Source organism: Saprospiraceae bacterium (genome assembly GCA_016717265.1).
GTDB lineage: Bacteria > Bacteroidota > Bacteroidia > Chitinophagales > Saprospiraceae > Vicinibacter.
This window is the reverse complement of the sequence record JADKFX010000001.1, coordinates 3,161,251-3,185,535: the sequence shown is the minus strand read 5'-3', so window position 1 is coordinate 3,185,535 and position 24,285 is coordinate 3,161,251. Positions and strand designations below refer to the sequence as shown.

The following is a 24,285-nucleotide window of genomic DNA, read 5'->3' as shown; positions in this document are numbered from 1 at the left end:
GCAAGTTGATAAATGGGATGAATAAGTTGAATATAAATTAATAATATTTTAAATCACCATTTGACTCAAAGTGGGCTAAACAAGTTGGACTATTAAAGTTTCTACTAAGAAGCTGAGCTATAGCATTCTTGAGTTTTCCATTTGTTAACAGTGGGCAACCTCCATTAGTATATACTAGATCTACTGCAACTTTTCCTTGATTGCAACTTATGACAATATCAAAATCTTCATCAGATTCAAAATTTGCATCATAATTTCTTCTAATTTGTAAATCTAAATCTATACTCAATGTTTGAGTATTTCTCACAACAAGCTCTGTTGCATCACCGAAAAGTGTATTAATTCCAGTTTTATTTCCCCAGGTATACTCAGGGCTATTTCCTAAACAGTTTCCAACCACACTTTCAATCATAAGTTTAATTAATTTTTTTGGAATCAAAGGATACACTATAAAGATATCGGGTACAAGTTTATAGTTTGCTGCAAATCCATTTGATAATTCTCGTTCTGCAAACGTATGCGAAAGTTTGAAGCCTTTTGTATTATCTAACCATCTAGGATTTAATGTTGATTTATATAGCAAACATCCATTTACAGCAATTGTTACTAGATCAAATGCCCAACCATTTGATCCACTTTTGATAATGAGTAGTTGTTTAATATCTTTTATTTTTACAATTTTTGGATCGGTAATTATAAATTGATCGGTTTGATTCCTTTCAAAATTATCATTCGATGTATTTAAATTAAAAGGTTTCATGCCTGGATATAATGCAACAGTGATTGCATCATCCGTATTTGCATCTTTTAAATTGGCAGTGTGGAAACTTATTGTAATATATTGTACAGGTACATCCCCAACATTTGCCGGTCTCACAAATGTTGGTTTTTGAGCATAAAGTGTGTTGAATGCAAGTATCAAAATGGCAGCCAGAGTAATATATTTTATCATGTTAAGATCTATTTAATTGTAATGATTATTGATTTTTAAAGTTAATTTCCTATTGACAATTGAAAATTAGTTGGAGTATTCTGAATCGCCATGATACTTCTTACTCTAGTTGGTTTTGGAGGCATATCAGTTGGATCATCACATAAAGCCGCAATCTGACAACACAGCCTAAAATTTCCATCACACATAAATAACTGAGCATCTAGCTCCGGTCCAGCTGGTATATTTAATGAAACTTCAACATAGCAATCCTGCCAATTTGCAATACAATCTGAATAGCATGGATAGGGTGAATCACTTCCTTTTCGTCTAAATATACTGGTGGGGGTTTTGGAACTATTTTTATTTTGATCAAATTCAATAATGCTTATAAAGGTATGATTTCTGTTTTTAGTAAGAATGATTTGTGACTTGCCAATATTCATATAATACTGTATAAGTTTGCCTTTTGAGTTGCTTACTTTATTCATTCCTTTATAAGATTTAATTGATCCTGTTTTTAATATGTCCATCAGGGGACCAGTGGTGAATGGTAGGCTGATTGAATTGTTTCTCACAAATAATAGTGTTTCACAATTGCCACCTTTGTTGTCACAGTATTTTGCCAAAGTTCCGTCAACTCCTGCTTTTTCTTTTGAACTTATCTTTAATGTTGTTTTTCCTCTGGTTATGGAGTTGCCTACTTGTCCGTAAGTAGAATGAATTAAAAATAAAAGTGTAAATGTTATAATTAGTGATTTCATTTATATTAGGTTAAAGTATTTTTATTAATTTTTTATGGCTAAGTTAAAGTCATTAGCAGTAATTGAATTTCTTATGACAATAATTGATTGAGCTTTTGTAATTTCAATTTTTTTCGTGCTTTTGCAGGATTTTAGGCAATATTTATGAGTTATATCACAAACTAGGTTTAAATATTCCAATAGTCCAGGCCAATTTGGATTTTTATTGAGCGAATTTTCAACATAACAATCTTCGTGATTTTTTTTACATTCATCGCAAGTTTTTGTAGAGGGATCTGTAGGTGCTTGACTATTATCAGCAAAAACAGTTAAAATGTCATTTGTAGTTAAATTTGAGCCTATTATGTCGAATGTGCTTACTAGAAATCCATTTTTTATTTCATGTATTTCTGAATACTTATTACCTTTAATATTATAGTATTGATTTGAACTAGTTCTAAGAGTCTTTTTTTTAGTCCAGCCTGAATAATTCGTTGTTTTTCCTGACTTAATTATATTTGAAGCTGGTCCTGAAGCAAAAGGCATAGTCATACTTTTCTTATCAGAAGTAATAATCAATTCCTCGCATTTGCCTGATTTACTATTGCAATATTTTGCTAATGTTGCGTTTTTACCAATACTGGTCTTTGATTTTAACGTCATTTTTACCCCAGATCGGGTAATTGTGTTATCAACTTGTGCAGATAATATTTGAGTGGTGAGGTACATTGTTAAAATACAATATCTAATTCTTGGCTTCATAGTTTTGTTTTATGTTTTAATTTGACAAAGGTTTGTGATTTTATTTTAATCTGGAATAGCATATTAGTATGAAAAATGTAAATTGGATTTTTTATTGATTAGCTAATGTTCTCATGTTAAAATTGGATTTCATGTATGCTTTTAAACAATGTATCGTACCATAAAGTCTTGTATTAGATCCAGATTCACATACACAGCTTACAAATGGATTGATTGAATGTGTTTCAAAATAGGGTTTAGTTGTGCATGCTCTAAGAATTTTGCAGCATCTATAATCTAATAAAATATGTTTTCTTATTAACTGTCCGTTTTCTCGCTTTAAACCAATATATGATTTGTATTTAGTGCTATTAGGATATAGAAATACATAATCTGGCAATAATGTAAATGTACTAGTGGTGGAATCGTATTTGTAAAATTTTGCAATTACATTTTCTGGTTCAGGATTAATTAGTTTATTATTTGATTTGGTTGTAATAGATAGAATAATTATTACTGAAAAGATTGAATATATTGTAGGATTCACCATTTAACTAAATTTTAGTCAAATGTATTTTGGTATTAGGTAGTTGACAATAGCTATTTCGTAGTAAAAAAATAAGTAAAGGCTGATTGCTAATGTTTATTATACAACTTATTCAACGCCTCCGTCCTCGTATGCACATGCAGTTTTTCATAAATGCTGCGTACCTGAGATCTAACGGTGTGTTCTGAAACGAATCGCTCAGCAGCGATTTCTTTGTAAGCTAGGCCGCGTTCAAGACGTGTAAGAACTTCCCATTCCTGGGGTGTTAGTTTTTCAAAATCAGGATGTTTCTTTTCATTGGTTTTAAACGAACTGGCAACCATCCTGGATATTTGTCTGGACATCGGGGAGCCACCCTGGTGCATTTCACGAATGGCTTCTGCAAGTTTTTCCGGGGTCGTACCTTTTAATACATAGCCATTGGCACCTGCAGCTAAAGCATCATACACTTCCCTGGAGTCCTGATGATCTGAATACACTAAATATTGTATAGATTCTTTGATGGATGAACTATCTCGTATGCAATCAATTCCGGATTTTCCGGGAAGACCTATGTCCATCAACACGATATCAGGATTAACCGTTTGCAGGCTATATTCAAATTCTTCGGCACTCGCAAAAGAGCCAATGCATTCCAAATCAGGATAAATATTGATCAGGCTGGCTGTCAATTTACGGATATCCGCATCGTCTTCCACGAGGGCTACTTTAATTATATCCTTGATTTGTTTCAAGCTGCAAGATTCAATAATATTTCTGAAAAATCTAATACCACATTCGTATGAAAACTTTTTGAAATTCTTAATGGGTATAATTTAGTTTTAATGGACCCGTGACCTGAATGGAAGTTCCGCTTCCCTGAATGCTGGTATAGTTTAATGTTGCAAAAATTGATTCGGCTCGTTGTATCATGCCGCGTAATCCATTGCTGTTTTTTCCCGCCTGCTTGATATTAAATCCAATTCCATCATCTTTGATTTCTAACAAATAGATCTTATGGGTTTGTTCTTCCAGGCGGATCCAAACCTGTTTTGCTCTGGAATGCTTTAAGATGTTATTAAGAACTTCTTTAAATATTAGCAAGAGTTGTCTTTTGATATCTGGATGCACCAATTCATTTGAACTGCTTTTAGGGAGGGTAAAAGAAAGTTGGATGTCTGCATCTTCCAGGTAGAGGCTGGCATGTTCTTGAAAATATGCTTGCATGTCATCAAAATGATCGAAATCCGGATTAATAGAAAATACCAGTTCACGCAATTGCGAAGAGGCAATTTTAGCATCTTCAGCCACATGGCTCAATCGAATTTTTAAATCTTCCTGAGATAAACTGGCAATTCGTGAAGCAACTTGTGCTGTTAAAGCAATTTTAGTAAGGCTGGACCCCACTTCATCGTGAATGTCCTGAGCAATTTTATTGCGAAGAATTTCCTTGTCTCGTTCCTTTTCTATTTTTGAAATTTTAATCTTGTATTCATAAATGATAATAAATAGAAAAAAACTCAGCACTAGTATAGCTAATAAACTATAATAAAAAGGGGATTTCCAAAAAGGCCGCTTAACTTGAAAATTAAGTATGGATGTGTCAAAGCATGCATTTCCATTTTGACAGGTTCGAATGCTGAGATGATAAGATCCATACCCTATACCGACAAGACGAAGTGTAGATTTATCTCCAAAGAAGTTCCAATCTTTATTTTTATCAGAAATCTGGTAATAGTACTTTTCCATGTTTCCATCTAATAAATTAGCATGTGCAAATTCGATTTCCAGATTGTTTTGATCATACTCTAATTCCAGTTTTTTATTGTACTCAATTTCATTTCCATTTACTTTCAAGGTCCTTATAAAAAGGGAGGGTATTGGTTTAGGAATTTGAAAAGACTCTGGTTCTAAATAATAATTCCATCTAGGTCCTTTTAAATGTAATTTGCAATTTTGTCCATTGACTCTGGAGACCGTAATTTCAGTACTGGGTATGCCATGTCTCTTGGTAAAAAAATATGTAGAAGAATTCATAGGGTCATATCTAAATAAATACGACAAATTACTTCCCCAAATCTTACCCAAACAATCAATGGTTAATGAAGTGATAAAATTATCTTGCAATCCAATCTTTTGGGTGAAATTTTCAAAGTACATGCTGTCTGGATGAAAGCGATATATTCCACCTCCTTCCGTACCAATCCAGAGATATCCCCTTTGATCCAAAATCATTTTTGAAATGGACGGATAAAAATAAGTGCCTGGTTTATTGTCAGGAAGTATTAGTGAATAATGATCCGTTTTCCGCGTCCATTTTATCAGGCCGTTTCCCAAGGCAGATGCAAACCAAATATTTCCAGAGCTATCCTCTTGAATCGTATTAAAGGTTAGAAAATGCGCCATAGAATCTATGGATTTAAGATCCTTATGAATTACATTTTTAGTTCTTGGGTTGTAGCGGAAGATTCCATTTCCATAGACTGTGCCAAACCAAAATTCATTCCTGGAATCGAGGAAAACGCTGGAAGTATGTTTTTCAAATGGATAAACTTCAGTTGTTGTTTTACTAATCAAACTGGCTTTGTTTTTAAAAGGATCAAACTTAAAGCATTGATTTCCGCATACAAGCCAATTATTGGAATCGAGGAGAAAAATTTTATGAATTTCAGTTTGACTATCGATTGGGGAGATTGGTTGATAAAAACTACAACTTTGCCTGACTTTATTATACATGGAAACTCCTGTATATAAATAACACTGAAAAAGTGCGGTATCATTTTCAAAAGTACTGGTCGGATAGATTGTCCAATTTTTAAAGATGCCGCTACATTCATTAAAATTTAGTAAGGTATTGACAGGGGTTGTTATCATTAACCCTCTGTCTGTGGCAGCGAAATAATAGTTTTCATGCTGTACCAATTGTTTAATAAATAGAGAAGGATTTAGGACGATTGATTCCAGTTTGCCACTGGTTGAATTATAAATTAAGTATTCGTCCCAATTATTTGTGGTGATGCCAATTTCATCATTCGAAACATTGCTGAGAAAAGGAACATGATCTCCATATTGAAAAGCTTTATGAAGAATTGCTGTTTGTTTTTGATGAATTAAATCAAATTCAATAGCTTCGGCTAGACCGCAATAAGAATCATATACAACCAATGCACTAAACTCATTGATTTGTTTAAACGATAAATAACGATTGTAGTCCTTAAATGGAATCGAATCAATTTCAATTATAGTATGTTGTTTTGGGTCAATTTCAAAAATAACGCATTGTTCATTTGCATTTTTTACTTGGGTTACAGGACCTATTACCCAAATTTTGTGATTTGGAAATTCTATAATTCGATTGGGTTGAAATGGTATTGCTTTTTGTTGCATCCAGAACGGGAAGGCGTACGATTGGACTATTTTTAATTCAGGAGAAAGTAAAAAAACATGAGTTGTAGTGACTACCCAAAAAGAGTAATCCTTTCTAATTTTAATATCCTGTATGCGATTGGTTGCTTGTGCCAGAGCTTTGTTAGCATTAAATTGAATATTATCAATTTCAAAGGTTTCTGTATTTATTTTACTGATTCCTTTATCGGTTCCAGCCAATATAAATTTACCATTGAGCTTAATTAATAGTTGAATTTTGTTTCCTAGTATATTTTTTTTACCAAGGCCTTGTGGTATTTTATAAAAAGTATTTCCATCATAAACCTGAAGTCCATTAGCGGAAGCAATCCACAGAAAATTATTAGTATCTACGCAAACAGAAGTTAAATTGATCGATGAAAGTCCATTGTCCATGTCTAATAAGCTATAATTTGCTAATGGAGACTGTGCATTGAGCATTCGGAGGAATATAGAAATAAATAAACTGATTAGGTATTTATTGTTCAAGATCAATAGATATAAAATTTATACCCGCTAAGATAATTTATAGATCTTAAACAATATACTTAAGACAGAGAATAGAATTCATACGTTCGTGTGAATTTCAAAATTATTTTAGGAGAGCCAATATTATTCTTCTATCAAATACAGCAAATTATCTTCTACCAAATACATCAAAGGTGCAATAATAACATTTGGATAGCGCAAACGAAGCCTTTTGGTTTCACTGATGATAAAATGTTTTTCATTGCCGATTTCATGGATAGGTTCATAATGGTAGAAGTGGTCTTCTGCTTCCTCCCGAGTCCATCCTGCGTTCGTGATCAGGCCTTGAATGAACAAATCTTTACGGGCCATAAGATTGACCATACCACAGTTGTTGTGCCCAATTAAAACAAGATGCCGTACATTACCAACAGCAATGGCATAGGACACCCGAAACTCACTGTACCTTAAATTGGCACCACCAGACCGAATGATATACGCAAAATTATCCGGTATGGATAAATGTTTTCGGTTATCCATACACATCCCAATCAATAATTGTGCTTGTTGATATTGCTGATATGTTTTGCCTAAGTTGTGATATGCCAATAATTCTCCTATGGGAGTATTCTTGTATTCTTCAGGAATACATTCGATACGGTCTATTTTTATTAGATCTGCTGACATGATAGTGAATGCTATATAAAGCGGGTTTGCAAAACAAGTTTCTCAGTCCATTCAGCAAGATATTTATGTTCTAATTCCTGAACTTTTTTGGAAAGCTTATCTGCATTATCACGTCGTTCTACTTTGCACTTAGCCTGGAATATTATTTTACCGCGATCGTACATTTCATTTACATAATGGATCGTTATGCCACTTTCTAAATCGCCATCATTTATGACCGCTTGATGAACATGATTTCCATACATTCCTTTACCCCCATGTTTTGGTAGCAATGCAGGGTGTATGTTGATCATTTTTTGGTCAAATTGTTTAACAAGAAATGGAGGCATTAAAAGTAAAAATCCAGCTAATACAATAAAATCAACATCATATAAATTTAATAATGCAGTCATAAAACCATTATTTGCAAGTAATGATTTATTTACAACAGAAATTGGAATATCATGTTCCTTTGCAAGTTTCATGACCCCAGCTTTACTTGAATTTGTTACAATTAAAGAGATCTGGATATTGGCATGCGTTTTAAAATATTTTATTAATTGAAGTGCATTGGTTCCGTTGCCGGAAGCAAAAATTGCTATTTTCTTTTTTTTCATAAAGAATCGTTGAGTGGATCAGGATTTTATTAGAACTTCGTATGAACTTGTGTTTGCAGGATCCATTTGAATCATGGATTGATGCACTTTTTGTTTCTCTTGAATACTACCTTGCTTAAATATTTCTATAATTTCTTTACTTTTAGAATACGAAAAAAGTTTAATCAAATAGGTATCTGGATAAGATTGATTGGCGCGAGCTATATCAGCAATAACATTGGCCATTGTGGAACGGGCATTTGTAACATCTTTAGAAATAATGTCTAAGGATTGTCTGTGGTATTCATAATAAGCTCTGCGAAATGATTTCATCCTGGGATTAATCAAGTTTTCTACCAGGTAATATCGATTGTTTTTTTTATCTTTAGTAGCCGACCAGGAATCATCATTAGATTTGACATTCGCAGGTAAGGTATTGAGCATCGTATTCAATATTTGAAAATAACTTTCGCCGCCTTCGAGACTGTAACTATCATAATCAAGCGCAAGAATTAAATATGCATAATATGTGAGAACAGAGGATAGGTTATCATAAAATGTTTCTTTTGAATTTTCTAAATTCTTATAGGGATCAAATTGAATTGGTATTTGTTTATCGATGAGGCTTATTAATGGGGTTTCGTAACTTGCATTAAAAACAGGCCGGGTTGCTTGAACGGATATATCTAATAATAAATTATTGTCCCCTTTATCAGCTGCTATTGTGATTTGAAAATTACATTTTATTTTTTCCTGACCCTCAAATACATCTTGTGTCCATTTCTGATTATTTAAAAAATCTTTGACATTTCGTTCTAATTGATTGACAATTGATTTATCACTTAATCCTAAATTTGGAGCATTGACTCTCACCACTGCATTTAATTCCTGTGCTTTTATAAAGCCCATAAAATGCAGATGGCAGATTACAAAAATGATAATTTTTTTCATGTTTTGATTCTTTCAAGGATGTATTTTAATATATCGATGGCTACTTCCTTTTTAGACTTTAAATCAAAGGAAACTAAATTTCCGGAATTATCCAAAATCGAAATTTTATTTGTATCGTGATGAAAGGTGGCTCCTTCATCTCGTGTTGAATTAACAACGATCATATCCATGTTTTTCTTGCTCATTTTTATTTTAGCAAATTGCGTTTGATTTTCAGTTTCCAAAGCAAAACCACAAAGAAATTGATTCTCCCGCTTGTTTTGGCCAAGAAATGCTGCAATATCATGGGTTGGTACCAAACTTAAAGTCATATTTGATTGCGTATCTTTTTTGATTTTTTCCAAAGCAGTATGTTCTGGTTTAAAATCTGCAACCGCTGCAGCTAGTATAAATACCTGAACTTCTTGATAACGATGATTTACCTCTTGATACAAATTTTCTGCACTTATGATTCTGGTAATATGGAGTTTAGGATGTGGTTTAATTTCTTCATTACTAGGGCCTAAAATTAATTCAACCTCCGCACCCATTTGAACCGCTTGTTCGGCAAGTTGGATACCCATTTTACCTGAAGAATGATTCCCAATAAAACGAACTGGATCTATTGCTTCATAAGTTGGTCCTGCAGTTATAAGTATTTTAATCCCTTCAAATGGCTTTGAAACCAGGAAGTAGTTTGTAATGAACTTGAAAATTATTTCTGGTTCCGCTAACCTTCCTGGCCCGGTTAAGCCACTTGCTAATGGTCCATCTGCTACAGGAACAATGAAATGTCCAAAAGAATTAAGTTTGCTAATGTTTTCCTGAGTAGCGGGATGTCTCCACATGTCAAGGTCCATAGCAGGAGCAATCATTATCGGACATTTTGCAGATAAATAAACTGCAGTTAAAAGATTATCAACAATGCCATGAGCACATTTACTGATCGTATTTGCACTGGCTGGTGCAATCATTAGGAGGTCAGCCCATTGGCCGAGTGCTACGTGTTGAGACCATTCCTGGTCTAAATTTAATTTTGATAAAACTTCTTTGGTGCTAAGACTTGAAAGCGTTAACGGACCTATAAAGTCATGGGCAGATTCGGTCATAATAACCTGGACTTCTGCTCCAGCCTTCATTAATAATCGCAATAAGACAACAGACTTATAAGCAGCAATACTGCCTGTGATGCCAAGGATTATTTTGCGTCCTTCCAATATATTATTTTGGCTTGGCACAGGTATCAAATTGATAATTATTCAGTATCCGGATTCGTGTTTTTATAGTGGTAATCTATTTTGCCTTCTAAATATTCTTCAATGGCAATAATAGCTGGATTTGGAAGTTTCTCATAGAATTTTGAGATTTCAATTTGCTCTTTATTCTCATGTACTTCCTCGATGGTATCTGAATGGGAAGCAAATTCTTCTAATTTTTCAAGAAGTTCTTCTTTAATGTCATTCGTTAACTGATTAGCCCTTTTAGCAAGTACATTGATGGTTTCATAAATGTTTCCGCTTTTAGCTGTAAAATCTTTAATATTTCGAGCTTTAATGTTCGGATTAATTCCTTGCACTTGTGTTTTGATATCTATCATATTCAGGAGATTTTAATTTTGTAATTGCTTTTTTATTTAAATCCTTTACTTCATTTAAGTATTTACCAGATACATAACGTCTTATGAAGTCTTCAGCATATTGTTTTGCATCTATAAAACGTTCTTTTTGTTTTTCAAAAATGCTTCGTTCGGCCAACTGATATGCGGATTTACACATGAGATAGCGGATCTCTCTGGCATTTTTAGTTTCAGGAAAATCATTCAATAAATTTTGAAGACTTGTTAAACACGCCTGGTAATTCCGCATATCATAATAAAGCTTTCCAGCTTCAAATGCTTTAAATTCCAATTTTGAACGGCACTCATCAATCAATTTATTGCATTCAATGATCTTACTTGAGTTTGGATATGAATTCACAAAAAGCTGAAAGCCTTCAATGGCTTTTTCTGTACCACTTTGATCTAATCTATAAACTGGAGACGTTTTATAAAGTGAATATACTGATAAAAAATCAGCATCTTCCTTTTTGGAACTATTAATAAAGGTATTGGCAAATGTTTTAAATAAATGAGAAGCTAACTCATATTCAGACAAATAGTAATGCGTATAAGCATAGTTGAAGTAAATTTCTTCCGCTTCTTTTTGTCCTCTAAAAGATGTTAAAACCAGTTCGTATAAGGTTTGGGCTTTGAAATATTCTTTGTTAGCATAATACTTATCTGCCGCTTTTAAAATAAGTTGCGGTTCAGCACTTGTCCTTATTTTTTCATAGCTGGATTTGCATGCTGAAAACAGAAGGAGACTTAAAACGGAAAATCTAACCAGTATTTTAACCATTGAGGGCGCAAATTTAATACAATAAACGGAATTTCAGCTAGATAAGTATCTGGTATTTAATTAAACAGCAAGGATTTATTTTATACTGGAGAATCCTTGGAGCTTGGTATAGATTCATTTTTAAGGCAAAATAAATTTTTTAAAAATATTTTGTAATATTAAGATAATCAATGTTTTATGACTTTATTTGGCTTAATTTCAGTGCTCTTTGAAGGAAATGACCAGGTTTAAATTTTTTATAATATTTAATTATTCGATGTTCAATCCTGGAAATCTTATAAAATCGGAAGTTTTAAGGAATCGAATTTAGAATTCGGGCTCTTAAATCCTACTCCTTAGGCATTCATTTTTACGATGTCCTTTGAAAGCATATCGGCCATTTTTCGATCATTACTGAGACGATGTACTTTAAATTGTTCACCCAGCTTTCCTACTTTGCGCATATAGTCTAGAAAGCCATTTTTACGGATGGGTCTGATTTTTAGAGTATCTAATAATTTTCCTTCAATCAAGTCTTTGTAATAGCTATTTAATTCGCACAAATGGTCATTTATTGTATTGGCTATTTCTTGAAGGTTTTTAGGTATTTCTGAAAATTCTATAAACCATTCGTGGTACGCATGACGATTATCCAATGGACTTACTTGAGGTGCTACCGTAAATTCAACTACTCCAAAAAGATGCTTTTTTTGAGCAAATGATATGGCTTGGTCTATTTCACTCGAAATCACATGTTCACCAAAAGCTGAAATAAACTGGCTGATTCTTCCTGAAACTTTGATCTTATGTGGTTTTAATGACACAAAACGCACCAAATCACCTATTAGGTAAGACCATAATCCCGCATTTGTTGTAAGGATAATTGCATAATCTGTATGTAATGAAACGTCTTCTAATTGAATGCGCTCAGCATTTGGATCCAAAATTGAATCTTTAGGAATAAACTCATAAAAGATGCCATCATTTAAAACTAACTGCATACCATCTTGCTGATAATTGTCTTGGTAAGCGATGAATCCTTCACTTGCAGGATAGGTTTCAATCAAAGCAATTTCCTGACCGAATAATTGATTTATTTTTTGTTTATAAGGAGCATAATTAACTCCGCCATGAATATATAATTCTAAATTTGGAAAAACATCCAGTACCGTATTCTTACCAGTATAATTTAAAAGCGTTTCACAAAACATTTGAATCCAAGGAGGAATCCCACCAATTACACGAATATCAGATTTTGATAATTCACGTACCATGGTATCAATTTTAGCTTCCCAAGGTTGTATTGCGTTAATCTTATTATCTGGTAGCTTATTCTTTTTAAACCAATTCGGGATTTCATTATTTACAATGCCTGATAGTCTGCCAATTGCAATTCCATTTTCATAGCTTAATGCTGGAGTGCCAGATAGAAATAACATTTTCCCATCAAATATTTTAGTAATTGGATTTTTTCTTAAATATTGAAAGAGTGCATTTCTAGCAGAATTAATATGATTTTTAATACTATCTTTTGTCAATGGAATATATTTCGGACCCGAAGTAGTACCTGAAGTTTTCGCAAAATATTTTGGAAGACCTGGCCACAAAAAATCTTTTTTCCCTTCCTGGATTTCTTGAATGTAGGGATTGAAATCTTCGTATTCTCGGACCCTTACATTGCGCTTGTAATCCTGGTAATTCCGGATCTCTTGAAACGCATGATCTTTTCCAAATTTTGTTTTTGAAGCTTTTTGTATGAGTTTTTTGAATATTTTCTTCTGTATCTGTACACCTGCTAAATAATCTGCATTCAAAGAATTGCAAACGTTATTGGCAACAAGATGAATAAGACTATTTTTAATGTTCATACTTGGCAAAAATAAGATATAATATTTAAATCTGCTGGTAATTATTCTTCCCGCAGATCCTCGATATGCACACCTTTAAGATTTTTAGTGTTAAACTCAAAAGCGGTATCAGGTATCAAATTGTTAGCAGCAGTCTTTGTAAATGTAACTATGGTATTATTTCCTTTCTTTTCTGACCATTCCACTTTTTCAATTAAATTTGATTTTTCAGAAATGTATAACCTGATTTTATTAATGGATTCCATTTTATCAATAGGTATAAATTCTACAATAGTAAGCAATTTGCCTGCAAATTTTTCTTTTCCTGACAATGAAAAATTATGAGTCCCTGATAAATAAATAGCGGATAAAAATTTTGGATGATATTTATTTTCTTTTTCATCCGGCGTAGTAATTTGAACCTCATTGTTATTTTTCAAATATGTGTATTGAATTTTACCGTTAGAATAAATTTCCATATCCGGTAATATCAATTTAAATTGTGAGCCTTTTGAGAGTAATTGTCCGGAATTGCTTATTTTATTTTTTTTGTCATTCGTTTGCTCATAACTAAAGAAAATTTCTAAGGTTCCCATTTTCTTATATTGCTTATGCACATTGTCTAATAGCATTTTTGCTTTTGGATCAGGATGCGCAAAAAGAATACATTGGGTTGCAAATAGAAGTACCAAGGTTTTCATCTGTGAATTTGTATTTCATATTCAAACAGTTAATACTGGAAATACATTTTCTATTGCTTGTTAAACAATAGTTAATAAGCAGGATTTGAAAGAACATATGAACGAATAAAGGATCTTCCGTTTAGAGATTTTTGCTAAATGTCTTCAATTCATTGTAATTTTCGATTTAATTTATTCATATGAAATATAGCATCCTCATTCTAATTTTAATAAGTTTTCAAATTGGTAAATTGCATTCACAAGCAGGACAGTTGGATCCTAGTTTTGGAGGTAAAGGTTGGGTTCATACCGATTTTGGTGGAAAAGATCAAGCTGGATCTATTGCAATTCAAAAGGATGGCAAACTCTTAGTAGGTGGACGTACCAATGTTGTAAACAATGCATTTGATTTTATCCTTGCCAGATATCTTTCTGATGGAAATTTAGATCTGGGATTTGGCGACCAAGGAAAAATCATCAGAGATTTTGGCTCCAGTCAAGAGAATATTGAGTTTATAAAAGTACTGTCAGATCAAAGAATTCTTATTGGTGGATATTCCAATAATAATCCGAATTCAACAGGTATATTATTTCAACTTTTACCGGATGGAAGTCCGGATTTGAGCTTTGGAAATCAGGGGCAGGTAATTTTTAAATATGGCAGATCCACAGGACCCTCAGCAGTTGCAATTCAAGAAGACGGCAAATTGGTGGTTGCCTGTGTAGCCGTAATAGATTCATTTGATATTGATTGGCTGGTGACTCGATTTTACCCAAACGGGCAATTAGATTCCAGCTTTAACAAAAAAGGTTGGACCTATTTTAATTTTATAACTCGGGAGGATATTCCATTTGATATTGTAATTCAAAAAGACCATAAAATTTTAATAAGTGGCTGTTCGGGAGTTTATCCGAAAGCGAATTTTGCTTTTTTACGTTTGAATGAAGATGGTACTTTGGATGATGGTTTTGGAAATAAAGGAAGTACACAAACCGATTTCGGAGAGGATCAGGATGTTGCGTATACTTCTTTGATGCTGGAGGATGGAAAGTTTATTACTTCTGGTACGGTTCGGGATAGTCTCACAAATTATGATTTTGGATTGGCGCGCTTTCTTTCGGATGGAAGTCCGGATTTAAGTTTTGGCGCAGGAGGCAAGATTACTTATGATTTTAAAGGTCCTGTAGATTATGGATTGTATATGATTCAACAAGCCGATGGTAAATATCTGGTTTGCGGATTAAACAACGTGCTTACACATAATAGTTATATTGTAGTTCGGTTTAATTCGGATGGAAGTCTGGATACCGGCTTTGGAAAAAATGGCGTTGCAAGTCTCGATGTGGTCAATATTTTGACAGATAATACCCCGGGATTTATCATGCAAGACGATGGGAAAATTGTGATGGTTGCCAATTATAAAGATGGAACAAATATTAATTTTTTAGTATTTCGATTTTTAAATGATATTCAAACAAATACGAAGCATGATCCTGGCATTATTCAAAGTGTTTATGTTTATCCAAATCCAGTATCTAAGGAATTAATTCTGAATACTGAAAACATGGAAGGCGAAATAGAGTTGCAACTGTTTGATCTAAGGGGAGTTTTAATCGATGACACAATGTTGATCCTTAAAAACCACAAAGCAAGCTTAAACTGGAGGGATCATTGGAAGCCTGGAAGTTATTTCCTTAAATGGAATTGTTCAAAACAAACTGGAATAATACCAGTTTTCAAAAAGTAAATTTAAGCTTATACTAATGCATGGAGTTCAATGGAATTCAGCAAGGTATTATTTTGTTTAAAGTTTAATCAGCATTAATGGATAGCATTCCATACTAATAAACGTTCTGATTTTGGACTGAATTGTCATGTAAATATTTCAAGTTCGAAATATTATTGCTTCCTGAAGTATTTACTATTCCTGGCGACAATAGAATTTATTAAGGACTTTCGCTGGTATGCAAAGCATGCATTAAAACAATGATTTATGCGTAGTATCCGAACGTAAATAATGTAAGTGTTGAATTCTATTTTGATCTAACTGACATCAATTTTTTAACAACATCTTTATCAATTTCCATTCCTTTATTTATCGCTAATTGGGCATTTACTTTGTCACCAAGTCGAGTATATGTTATATATAAATTTGCCCAGGTGCTTGCAGAATTTGGATTAATTTCTACAGATTTAAGTAAATACTGAAGTGATTTTAATAAATAGCCTAATTCTGCTTCGGCACTTCCTAATACTTCTAATGCCTGATCATCATTTGGATTTAACTTCAATGATTTAATGAGCATTTCTTTAGCCAGTGCATTATTGTGATCATCATGAAATAAAATTCTACCATATTCTCTTAATGCTTTTTGATAGTTTTTCATAATTGAAAGATCCGCGGGATTCAGTTGTATATAATTTTCATAAGATGCAACTGCATTTTTATAGTCTTTAATTAAGTAATTTGCGTTGCCAAGTAAAAATATACAATCTGTATATTTTGGGTATATCTCAATCGCTTTATTTAAATGAATAATGGCTTGACCCAATAGATGTTTATTGTTTTCTTTATCATCCAAACTTCGGTATTTTTCCAAAAGTGTAAATCCAAGTGACGAATTTAATTTAGCACTATTTGGGGAATGGAAATAATCTGTATTAAACAAGGTAAGATTATCTTTCCATGCCATATTCCTGGATGCGGTACGAATTGAAAAAGCAACTAAAATACCAATAAATAAAAATATACTCCATTTGTATTTTGGAATCAGGTGATTACTAAATAGCCCGGCAATTGCTATACAAAAGCCAATGGATGAAACAAATACAAATCGTTCACCCATATAAGCACCAATAGAAAAAAACAAATTGGAAGTTGGTAATAAGGCTACCATAAAAATTAGTATGGACCAGGAATAAAGAGGTTTTGATTTCATCCAATTGAATGCAAGAAATATTCCGGTAGCTGCTAATGCTACAGCTAAAATTGGTAAGGGTGAAAATAGATTTATAGTTGCAATACTTTTTGGTGCATAATCGTGTGTAAGTGGATATGGGAAAATATGCAGTTGTACATACTTCAGGAGTGTATAAAAAATGGTTCCATATTTATCGGCAGGATTCATTTCTAATACACGCTCCCCACGAAATTGAAGAAATGGATTTTCTAAAAAATTCTTTGAATTTGTGATAAATGTAGTTCCAGTGACAGCAATCCTACAAACTAAGAATACAATGGATGCTATTGAGAGTGGTATGAAGGATTTGAATGCAATTCTTTTTTCAACATTAAATAAAAACAAAGAAAGTGGAATAAGTACCAGAAAGACTACTGCATTTTCTTTTGAGAATAATGCCAGGGTATAAAAAATCCCAGCAATTATATAATTATTGAGATTTTCTTTTTCATTTTGTTTCAATAGAAAATAGAGCGCTAAAAATGAAAACAGCATGGATGTAATCTCATCTAAACCTTTAACATTGGCAACCACTTCTGTATGGATAGGGTGAATTGCAAAAAGCAAGGTGCCCAAAAAGGCGATCATTGTAGCTTTTTCTGGATATTTAAATGATAGCAGTTTAGTCAAGGTGATGAAAAGTAAATAATTCAAAAGGCAAAATATCAAAATATTCAAAAGATGTGCAAACACTGGATTGTTTCCAGCCAATTGATGCTCTATGGAAAAAAAGCATAGGGTTAAAGGACGATATCTACCACCACCTATGGTGCTTTTATTTCCTGAATCTTTAAAATACCCAGCAAATGTTTCATTTGAAACGATGGATGGGATCCCTTTAATTCCGTTTTGTACAAATTGATTTTCTGTAAAAACAACCTTATCGTCAAGTGTAAAATCATGAAATAAGGTATTGGCATAGACTGCAAAAGAAATTAATAGAATGACATATATATTCCATTTGCTTTGTATAAGTTTAATTATAGATTCAGTGAAATTCATGTTAGGAATTGTAATTTAAAACGCAAAGATAAGAGAATAGGGGAATCAAACTTAGCTTAAGCTAGGTTTGAATGCAGGATATTTGGGTTCTATTTTATCCATGTATAAAAATGCTAAAGCGACAAAAACCGATAAAATCCCAACCAGCCACCATAAAATCTCAAATCCAAAATGATCTGCTACGGCGCTTCCAGAAAAACTACCAGTGATATGTGCTACACTATAAGCGATTGTATATAGAGATGCATATTGGCCAATATTTGTGGGCTGGCTTCGTTTCATAAAGAAACTTAGCATAAAGGGCATTGCAAATATTTCACCAATTGAAATTATGATGGAAGAAATCATGCCTAAAGTAAATGCTTCAAATGGTAAGATATTAAAGATCACAAATGAAAATCCAGTAATCAAGGTGCCTAATGCAATTAAACGCAATCTTTTTACCCCTTCTAATGAATACACGGCAACCATTTCAAACGCAGCAATCAAGAGTCCATTCATTCCTAGAATCCAACCAATTTGACTTTCATTTAAATGCAGTTCTTTTTTAAAATAGATAGGGAGCGTTGAAAATAGTTGAAAAAAGTAAATGCCAAATAAACATGTTAAAACTATAAAAATCAAATAGAATTTATCTTTGTATGGAGATAAAGATGAATTCAAATTCTCAGATAAATTTCTTGGGTTCTCAATCGGTTCTTTACGAGGCAGTTTAAAATATATTAAAACAGCAGCAAGCATATTTGTGATGCCATCCACATAAAATAATAATTGGTAATTATAGGAAGCAATCCATCCTCCTGCCGCAGCTCCAAAAGCCCAACCTAAATTTACAGACAAACGTACTAACGATCCACTCCGGGTTAAGGTGTCAGGGTTACTATAGGAAGAAATCGCAGCCATGCTAGCAGGTCTAAAGCTTTCATTGATCACAGAGGCAACGAATGTTGCTAAGCAAATTAAATAATAGCTTTCAAAAAATGAGATCACAATATAGGAGATGCCTCCTGCAAATAAAGAGAACAGCATCAAATTATAAAAACCAAACTTGTCACTTAATTTACCACCAAAATAAGCACCTACAATGGAACCTAAACCAAAACAAGCCATCACAAAACCTGCTTTCGTAATACTCACACCAATATGTTGGGTCATATACATTGACATGAACGGAATGACCATGGTTCCCGCGCGATTTACCAATTGCACTAAAGCCAGAAGCCAGGAATTCGCATTCAGACCAGCAAATGATTCTTTGTATAAATTAATTACACGCGTGTGCATGTTGCAAAATAAATTGAAATGAAATAGAGAATAGAATTCTACTGCATGATTAACAAGAAATTATCAAGCTTGAAGAATGAATTTTGAGAATTGCATTTTTAAATTTTTTCAAGATTTGTCTTATTTCTAGATGCTTTATGCATAAATATGGTATGCTCCTTTGGAATGCTATATCACAAAAATGACAGGCAAATTTCGATGCTCTTTTCATGAGCTTGGTCTGTGATGTAACTTTTAAGTACATTCCTATTCATGTTGTTAACTTTTATTAAGAAAATTTAGGTTTCTTTGTATTTATAATTATTCATAATGCTTTCATCATCTTGGTTAATTTTTATTTTATTAATTTATTTCGGACTGTTATTATGGATTGCCCGAATTACCTCTAAAGATCATTCCAATGAAAGTTTTTTCGTAGGTAAGAGAAATTCAAAATGGTATGTAGTTGCTTTTGGTATGATTGGCACTTCCCTTTCAGGGGTTACGTTTATTTCTGTTCCAGGAACTGTAGGGGCAAATGGATTTTTTTATTTTCAAGTCGTTTTGGGATATTTTATAGGTTATGTTGTGGTAGCATATGTGTTATTGCCAATTTACTATTCCTTACAACTCACGTCCATTTATCATTTTCTGGAAAAGCGATTAGGCTTGATTGCATATAAAACAGGCGCATCCTATTTTATTCTATCCAGAACCATAGGAGCTACTGCAAGATTGTACTTGGTTATTAATGTGTTGCAATTGTTTTTATTAAACGATTTAGGTGTTTCGTTTTATGTAACGGCACTATTTATCTTGTTAATGATCCTGCTTTATACATTACAAGGGGGTGTTAAAACAATTGTTTGGACAGATACATTGCAGACATTTTTTATGCTTACTGCTTTAGTATGTTGTATTTGGATGATCTTAAATGCTCTTGATATTAGTTTGATAAATGCAATCAAGGAATTAAACCAAAAGTCATACCTGAATATATTTAACACAGATCTAAATAGTGGATCAAATTTCTGGAAGCATTTTATCGGTGGAGCATTAATAACGATTAGCATGACTGGAATGGATCAAGAAATGATGCAAAAAAATATTAGCGTACGCACTTTAAAGGATTCCCAAAAGAATATGATGTTCTTTAGTGTGGTATTAATTTTTGTGAATTTGTTGTTTTTGTTTTTGGGTGGCTTATTATATTTATTTGCAAAGCAATATAATTTAGAACTAGCTGGAGATGATATATTCCCATCTATAGCATTGCAACATATGCCAATAGCATTTTCTTTATTATTCATAATCGGTTTGATTTCTGCTTTGTTTCCAAGTGCGGATGGTGCTATTACAGCATTAACTGCAGCTTTTTGTATTGATATATTAGGATTTAATAGAAAGGAAGATAAAACAGAGGAGCAGAAAATCAAGATTCGTAAAACTGTGCATTATTTATTTGCTTTGGTTTTTTTAATTTTGGTTTTTATATTTAAGTGGATAGATAATAAATCAATCATTGATGTGATTCTCAAAGTTGCAGGATATACCTACGGACCATTATTAGGTTTATTTAGTTTTGCAATCCTCACAAAGCGTGTTCTGCCTGATAATTTTAGAATAATTTTAGTTTGTTTAATAGCACCAATATTGGTTTTTATTATAGATTTAAATTCTAAGACTTGGTTTGGGGGCTTTTCTTTTGGTTATTTAAACTTGGGCTTAAACGGTTTAATCACCTTTATAGGATTGTTATTAATTTCAAAATCAAAAGCATGAGTTTTAAGAAAAGGACGGAGGAAATTTCTTTGCATCGCAATCTGGAACAAAAATCTACTCTTGAATTATTAAGCTTAATGAATGCGGAAGATCAAAAAGTTGCCCTCGCAGTTGAAAAATGTATACCTGAAGTTGCTGTACTTGTAGAATGCGCTATATTAAAACTCAAGGAGGGTGGAAGACTCTTTTATATAGGAGCCGGTACTAGCGGAAGATTAGGAATTTTAGATGCTTCTGAATGTCCGCCAACGTTTGGTGTTTCTCAAGATATGATTCAAGGTATCATTGCAGGTGGTGACCAGGCTATTCGGAAAGCTGTAGAATTTGCAGAAGACAGCAAAACACAAGCTTGGGATGATTTAAAAAATTTTGGAATAAGCAAGCTAGATCTGGTTATAGGAATTGCTGCAAGCGGAACTACGCCCTATGTTCTTTATGGTTTGCAAGCATGTCAAAAGAACCAAATTAAAACGGCTTGTATTACTTCAAACCCCGGTAGTCCAATAACTGAGTACTCCGATTTTAAAATTGAAGTTTTAGTTGGTCCTGAATTTATTACGGGAAGCTCTCGTTTAAAAAGTGGTACGGCTCAAAAGCTTTTACTAAATATGATTTCTACCACGATCATGATAGGCTTAGGGAGGGTAGTAGATCATAAAATGGTGGATATGCAACTTAATAATCAAAAGCTTATTGAACGTGGAGTGCGAATGATTGTCGAAGAATCAGATTTGAATGAATTTCAAGCGAAGGAATTATTACTTAAAGTTGGGAGTGTCAGAGCAGCATTACTTAGCTGTAAGCACTAATTTTCGTTCCTTTTTCTAGTTTTCACATAATTTTAATAAAAAATCAGGGAAAACCCTGATACAAATTCAGGGTTTTCCCTGATGTATTCTAACTTTTAACTATATTATCTTGCAGTATGATTTTTAATGAAAACAAAACCCGGGATAAGCAGCAATTTGTTTTCAATAAGAGTCTACTGTATATATTCATTTTTTAACCCTACTACATCTTTATTATGAGATCGACAAAACCACACATCCCATCTGAGTCTTGGATAGACCAGTTTTCTGCAGAGACAAACACCCAAACAGGTTGGTTAGATAGTTATCGCCGGCATTTGTCATGGATTAAAACACCTAACATTTTAGAACCGGAAGATCTATTTAAGGATATTGTAACAGACCTCTAAGCTGCAGTATTAAGATTTACAAGGTTCGTAGGATTTATTCAAAAAAAATAAGAGGGTTCAGATTGCGTATAATTATATTCTGTAGTAGATTATAACTGGTATGATAAGATTCGATTTTTATTCTCTTGTAGTATTTTGGAAGTCCTGCGAATCCTGTAAATCCGAATTTTCCTGCTCCCGTTCAGAGATCGTTTTTTCGAAACTGTTTCTTTGGAGAAAATATTCTTTTGGAGTTCTATCCTGACCTTTCCAATCATATTTTATAGGCTCTTCATCAGATTCCCGATATTTTCTAAAAATGAAAGCTGTCCATAACCCAGCAATAGCACCAAATAAATGGGCTTCCCACGAAACTCGTTCATCTGTTGGAAAGAAGCCTGCTAAATAACCACTGTACATAATTACCATTATGGTCATTAATACAATGGATTTGACATTCCTTCTAAAGATTCCTGAAAAGAAAATAAATGATATTAAACCATATACGAGCCCGCTGGCACCAATATGCGAATAGTTTCTGCCAAATAAAAAGACCATGAAACCTGTAGCCATTAAGAGGAGTGAAAAACTTGCAAGTCCAATCGTTCTGTAAAAATAAAACAAGACCAATGTAGTTATAAATAAAGGCGGTAAGTTTGAAAACAAATGACCCCAACTGGCATGAATGAATTGGCCGGTAAATATTCCATACCATTGTCCGAGATCCCTTGGATAAATACTCCAGTCGTATTTGTGAATGGGTAAGATGAGAAATACCAAATGCACAAGAATGCATAAAATACTTACGCTTAGAGCAACATTTAAGGAATTAAAAAAACGTTCTTTTTCTTTTGAAAGTTCGGTCATCAGGAGTATTTCCTTTTAACTAATTTAATAAACCATTGTGCTTTTTTAATACGAGTTTCATCCATCCAATCATATTTTGGGATAAGTTCTTCACACAGGTATGTTTTTACCTGTTCGAAATCATCCAATCCATTTAATTTTTGGACTGCTGTATCAAAGGAACTCTTTTCACCACCAAACAGTTCATTTTGAGTTAAAATTCTCTCATTTAAACCCATAGATTTTTGAATATTTGTAATCGGTGTAGATTCTAATTTTTCAGAAAGATCTTCCACTTTTTTGAAAAGAAATAATTCATTGTAGCGGTTGTAATCTGTTTTTTGAATTTTTAATTCCGTTGGAATTTCTTCTACGACTTCAACAAATTCTTGAGCTTTTATATTTTTTGTTACATCCGTTTCTTGTTTTGTTGGATGTGGTATTTCCTCAGGCGCTTCATCGACCTCTGAATCTTCTACATTAATAGCTTTAATAGCTTCGCGAATTTTGAGAATATAATCTAATAAAAGGTTTTTTTCAGACTGTGTAAAACTCTCTTCATGAGAATATACTTCTAGGATATTATTCATTTTAAGGATCCATTTCCTGACATTTCCGAACTCCATATATTGTATCTGATTTAGTTTATAAACGGCAAAGTTTTAAATAATATTTGTCAAAGGTATTCCATTTCATTCTTTCAATTCATATTAAAACCAGCTTATATATAAAAAAATTAGATATTTGCAGCTGGAATGTTTCTAGAACCAGCCTATAAATCCCAGCGTTCCGGATGGATTGAAGTCATCTGTGGATCCATGTTTAGTGGTAAAACAGAGGAATTGATTCGCCGATTAAAGCGGGCTCGAATTGCCAATCAGAAAGTAGAAATATTTAAACCGAGTAAGGATACCCGCTATGATGAGCGCAAAGTAGTCTCTCACGATGAAAATGCTTTATTATCCAAACCCGTTTCACATTCTCAGGAATTATTGTTAATACATGAAGAGACTGAGGTTATTGGTATTGATGAGGCTCAATTTTTTGATGAGCACCTAACGGCGCGCTGTCAGGAATTAGCTTTAAAAGGAAAACGGGTGATTATTGCTGGTTTAGATATGGATTATAGAGGCCAACCTTTTGGTCCCATGCCAGCAATCATGGCGGTGGCTGAATACATCACAAAAGTGCATGCAATCTGTCCTCATTGTGGCAATTTGGCAACCCATTCTTATCGTCTAAGCGAAGAATTTGACACCATCGTTTTAGGTGAAAAAGATAAATATGAACCAAGGTGTAGACTCTGTTTTTCAATGGGGACCATCCTGAATTTTAAATAAATTGAC

The 24,285-nt window shown here is 33.1% G+C and carries 23 protein-coding genes; 5 read left to right on the top strand and 18 right to left on the bottom strand.

Annotated elements, in window-relative coordinates:
- Positions 1-37: 37 nt before the first annotated feature.
- The 14 genes from IPO86_12550 to IPO86_12485 form a co-directional block, all read right to left on the bottom strand.
- Positions 38-952 (bottom strand): hypothetical protein, encoded by a 915-nt coding sequence (locus IPO86_12550; protein MBK9728937.1) that lies wholly within the window; start codon positions 950-952, stop codon positions 38-40.
- Positions 953-993: 41 nt separating this feature from the next.
- Entirely contained in the window at positions 994-1,695 is a 702-nt protein-coding gene (locus tag IPO86_12545; protein MBK9728936.1) for a hypothetical protein, read from the bottom strand.
- A 24-nt stretch (positions 1,696-1,719) separates the two neighbouring features.
- Entirely contained in the window at positions 1,720-2,436 is a 717-nt protein-coding gene (locus IPO86_12540) for a hypothetical protein (GenBank protein MBK9728935.1), read from the bottom strand.
- 91 nt (positions 2,437-2,527) lie between these two features.
- Entirely contained in the window at positions 2,528-2,965 is a 438-nt protein-coding gene (locus IPO86_12535) for a hypothetical protein (protein MBK9728934.1), read from the bottom strand.
- Between the two features lie 86 nt (positions 2,966-3,051).
- Positions 3,052-3,696: a response regulator transcription factor gene (locus tag IPO86_12530; protein MBK9728933.1), complete on the bottom strand. Its 645-nt coding sequence runs from the start codon at positions 3,694-3,696 to the stop codon at positions 3,052-3,054.
- 67 nt (positions 3,697-3,763) lie between these two features.
- Positions 3,764-6,787, bottom strand: coding sequence for a hypothetical protein (locus IPO86_12525; protein ID MBK9728932.1), 3,024 nt, complete (start codon positions 6,785-6,787; stop codon positions 3,764-3,766).
- Between the two features lie 171 nt (positions 6,788-6,958).
- Complete coding sequence (locus IPO86_12520; protein MBK9728931.1) at positions 6,959-7,501, bottom strand: carbonic anhydrase; 543 nt, start codon at positions 7,499-7,501, stop codon at positions 6,959-6,961.
- Between the two features lie 11 nt (positions 7,502-7,512).
- Positions 7,513-8,097, bottom strand: coding sequence for a phosphoribosylglycinamide formyltransferase (locus IPO86_12515; protein ID MBK9728930.1), 585 nt, complete (start codon positions 8,095-8,097; stop codon positions 7,513-7,515).
- A gap of 18 nt (positions 8,098-8,115) precedes the next feature.
- Positions 8,116-9,027 carry a DUF4835 family protein gene (locus IPO86_12510; GenBank protein ID MBK9728929.1) on the bottom strand — a complete coding sequence of 304 codons (912 nt, stop codon included), beginning with the start codon at positions 9,025-9,027 and terminating at the stop codon, positions 8,116-8,118.
- On the bottom strand, positions 9,024-10,226 hold the full coding sequence (gene coaBC, locus IPO86_12505) for a bifunctional phosphopantothenoylcysteine decarboxylase/phosphopantothenate--cysteine ligase CoaBC (GenBank protein ID MBK9728928.1): 1,203 nt from the start codon (positions 10,224-10,226) through the stop codon (positions 9,024-9,026). Before coaBC ends, IPO86_12510 begins: the two co-directional genes overlap by 4 nt.
- Positions 10,227-10,261: 35 nt before the next feature.
- Entirely contained in the window at positions 10,262-10,603 is a 342-nt protein-coding gene (locus IPO86_12500; protein MBK9728927.1) for a DNA-directed RNA polymerase subunit omega, read from the bottom strand.
- Positions 10,569-11,402, bottom strand: coding sequence for an outer membrane protein assembly factor BamD (gene bamD, locus IPO86_12495; protein ID MBK9728926.1), 834 nt, complete (start codon positions 11,400-11,402; stop codon positions 10,569-10,571). Before bamD ends, IPO86_12500 begins: the two co-directional genes overlap by 35 nt.
- A gap of 335 nt (positions 11,403-11,737) precedes the next feature.
- Entirely contained in the window at positions 11,738-13,249 is a 1,512-nt protein-coding gene (locus tag IPO86_12490; GenBank protein MBK9728925.1) for a GH3 auxin-responsive promoter family protein, read from the bottom strand.
- Positions 13,250-13,290: 41 nt separating this feature from the next.
- Positions 13,291-13,929, bottom strand: coding sequence for an outer membrane lipoprotein carrier protein LolA (locus IPO86_12485; protein ID MBK9728924.1), 639 nt, complete (start codon positions 13,927-13,929; stop codon positions 13,291-13,293).
- Positions 13,930-14,108: 179 nt separating this feature from the next.
- Here IPO86_12485 and IPO86_12480 point away from each other — a divergent pair, with 179 nt between their 5' ends.
- Positions 14,109-15,656, top strand: a complete 1,548-nt coding sequence (locus tag IPO86_12480) for a T9SS type A sorting domain-containing protein (GenBank protein ID MBK9728923.1) — start codon at positions 14,109-14,111, stop codon at positions 15,654-15,656.
- A gap of 286 nt (positions 15,657-15,942) precedes the next feature.
- Here IPO86_12480 and IPO86_12475 read toward each other — a convergent pair whose 3' ends face one another.
- Positions 15,943-17,871, bottom strand: coding sequence for a glycosyltransferase family 39 protein (locus tag IPO86_12475; protein ID MBK9728922.1), 1,929 nt, complete (start codon positions 17,869-17,871; stop codon positions 15,943-15,945).
- 51 nt (positions 17,872-17,922) lie between these two features.
- Positions 17,923-19,155, bottom strand: a complete 1,233-nt coding sequence (locus tag IPO86_12470) for an MFS transporter (protein ID MBK9728921.1) — start codon at positions 19,153-19,155, stop codon at positions 17,923-17,925.
- Positions 19,156-19,464: 309 nt separating this feature from the next.
- Here IPO86_12470 and IPO86_12465 point away from each other — a divergent pair, with 309 nt between their 5' ends.
- From IPO86_12465 to IPO86_12455, 3 genes are all read left to right on the top strand, one after another.
- On the top strand, positions 19,465-20,916 hold the full coding sequence (locus tag IPO86_12465) for a sodium:solute symporter (protein ID MBK9728920.1): 1,452 nt from the start codon (positions 19,465-19,467) through the stop codon (positions 20,914-20,916).
- Entirely contained in the window at positions 20,913-21,725 is an 813-nt protein-coding gene (gene murQ / locus IPO86_12460) for an N-acetylmuramic acid 6-phosphate etherase (GenBank protein ID MBK9728919.1), read from the top strand. The genes IPO86_12465 and murQ overlap by 4 nt, the downstream gene beginning before the upstream one ends.
- Positions 21,726-21,940: 215 nt before the next feature.
- Positions 21,941-22,114, top strand: coding sequence for a hypothetical protein (locus tag IPO86_12455; protein ID MBK9728918.1), 174 nt, complete (start codon positions 21,941-21,943; stop codon positions 22,112-22,114).
- Between the two features lie 117 nt (positions 22,115-22,231).
- On the opposite strand, the gene IPO86_12450 is transcribed toward IPO86_12455, so the two are convergent.
- Complete coding sequence (locus IPO86_12450; protein MBK9728917.1) at positions 22,232-22,960, bottom strand: rhomboid family intramembrane serine protease; 729 nt, start codon at positions 22,958-22,960, stop codon at positions 22,232-22,234.
- Complete coding sequence (locus IPO86_12445; protein ID MBK9728916.1) at positions 22,960-23,529, bottom strand: hypothetical protein; 570 nt, start codon at positions 23,527-23,529, stop codon at positions 22,960-22,962. Before IPO86_12445 ends, IPO86_12450 begins: the two co-directional genes overlap by 1 nt.
- A gap of 165 nt (positions 23,530-23,694) precedes the next feature.
- Here IPO86_12445 and IPO86_12440 point away from each other — a divergent pair, with 165 nt between their 5' ends.
- Positions 23,695-24,279 (top strand): thymidine kinase, encoded by a 585-nt coding sequence (locus tag IPO86_12440; protein MBK9728915.1) that lies wholly within the window; start codon positions 23,695-23,697, stop codon positions 24,277-24,279.
- Positions 24,280-24,285: the final 6 nt, after the last annotated feature.

What these genes read in the sequence shown, in the direction of transcription:
- IPO86_12525 (MBK9728932.1), bottom strand. Translation starts at nt 6,787, where the DNA reads ATGCTCAATGCACAGTCTCCATTAGCAAATTATAGCTTATTAGACATG.
- IPO86_12540 (MBK9728935.1), bottom strand. Translation starts at nt 2,436, where the DNA reads ATGAAGCCAAGAATTAGATATTGTATTTTAACAATGTACCTCACCACT.
- IPO86_12490 (MBK9728925.1), bottom strand. Translation starts at nt 13,249, where the DNA reads ATGAACATTAAAAATAGTCTTATTCATCTTGTTGCCAATAACGTTTGC.
- IPO86_12515 (MBK9728930.1), bottom strand. Translation starts at nt 8,097, where the DNA reads ATGAAAAAAAAGAAAATAGCAATTTTTGCTTCCGGCAACGGAACCAAT.
- murQ (MBK9728919.1), top strand. Translation starts at nt 20,913, where the DNA reads ATGAGTTTTAAGAAAAGGACGGAGGAAATTTCTTTGCATCGCAATCTG.
- IPO86_12535 (MBK9728934.1), bottom strand. Translation starts at nt 2,965, where the DNA reads ATGGTGAATCCTACAATATATTCAATCTTTTCAGTAATAATTATTCTA.
- IPO86_12480 (MBK9728923.1), top strand. Translation starts at nt 14,109, where the DNA reads ATGAAATATAGCATCCTCATTCTAATTTTAATAAGTTTTCAAATTGGT.
- IPO86_12445 (MBK9728916.1), bottom strand. Translation starts at nt 23,529, where the DNA reads ATGAATAATATCCTAGAAGTATATTCTCATGAAGAGAGTTTTACACAG.
- IPO86_12455 (MBK9728918.1), top strand. Translation starts at nt 21,941, where the DNA reads ATGAGATCGACAAAACCACACATCCCATCTGAGTCTTGGATAGACCAG.
- IPO86_12485 (MBK9728924.1), bottom strand. Translation starts at nt 13,929, where the DNA reads ATGAAAACCTTGGTACTTCTATTTGCAACCCAATGTATTCTTTTTGCG.
- bamD (MBK9728926.1), bottom strand. Translation starts at nt 11,402, where the DNA reads ATGGTTAAAATACTGGTTAGATTTTCCGTTTTAAGTCTCCTTCTGTTT.
- IPO86_12440 (MBK9728915.1), top strand. Translation starts at nt 23,695, where the DNA reads ATGTTTCTAGAACCAGCCTATAAATCCCAGCGTTCCGGATGGATTGAA.
- IPO86_12550 (MBK9728937.1), bottom strand. Translation starts at nt 952, where the DNA reads ATGATAAAATATATTACTCTGGCTGCCATTTTGATACTTGCATTCAAC.
- IPO86_12500 (MBK9728927.1), bottom strand. Translation starts at nt 10,603, where the DNA reads ATGATAGATATCAAAACACAAGTGCAAGGAATTAATCCGAACATTAAA.
- IPO86_12520 (MBK9728931.1), bottom strand. Translation starts at nt 7,501, where the DNA reads ATGTCAGCAGATCTAATAAAAATAGACCGTATCGAATGTATTCCTGAA.
- IPO86_12465 (MBK9728920.1), top strand. Translation starts at nt 19,465, where the DNA reads ATGCTTTCATCATCTTGGTTAATTTTTATTTTATTAATTTATTTCGGA.
- IPO86_12470 (MBK9728921.1), bottom strand. Translation starts at nt 19,155, where the DNA reads ATGCACACGCGTGTAATTAATTTATACAAAGAATCATTTGCTGGTCTG.
- IPO86_12545 (MBK9728936.1), bottom strand. Translation starts at nt 1,695, where the DNA reads ATGAAATCACTAATTATAACATTTACACTTTTATTTTTAATTCATTCT.
- IPO86_12510 (MBK9728929.1), bottom strand. Translation starts at nt 9,027, where the DNA reads ATGAAAAAAATTATCATTTTTGTAATCTGCCATCTGCATTTTATGGGC.
- IPO86_12475 (MBK9728922.1), bottom strand. Translation starts at nt 17,871, where the DNA reads ATGAATTTCACTGAATCTATAATTAAACTTATACAAAGCAAATGGAAT.
- IPO86_12450 (MBK9728917.1), bottom strand. Translation starts at nt 22,960, where the DNA reads ATGACCGAACTTTCAAAAGAAAAAGAACGTTTTTTTAATTCCTTAAAT.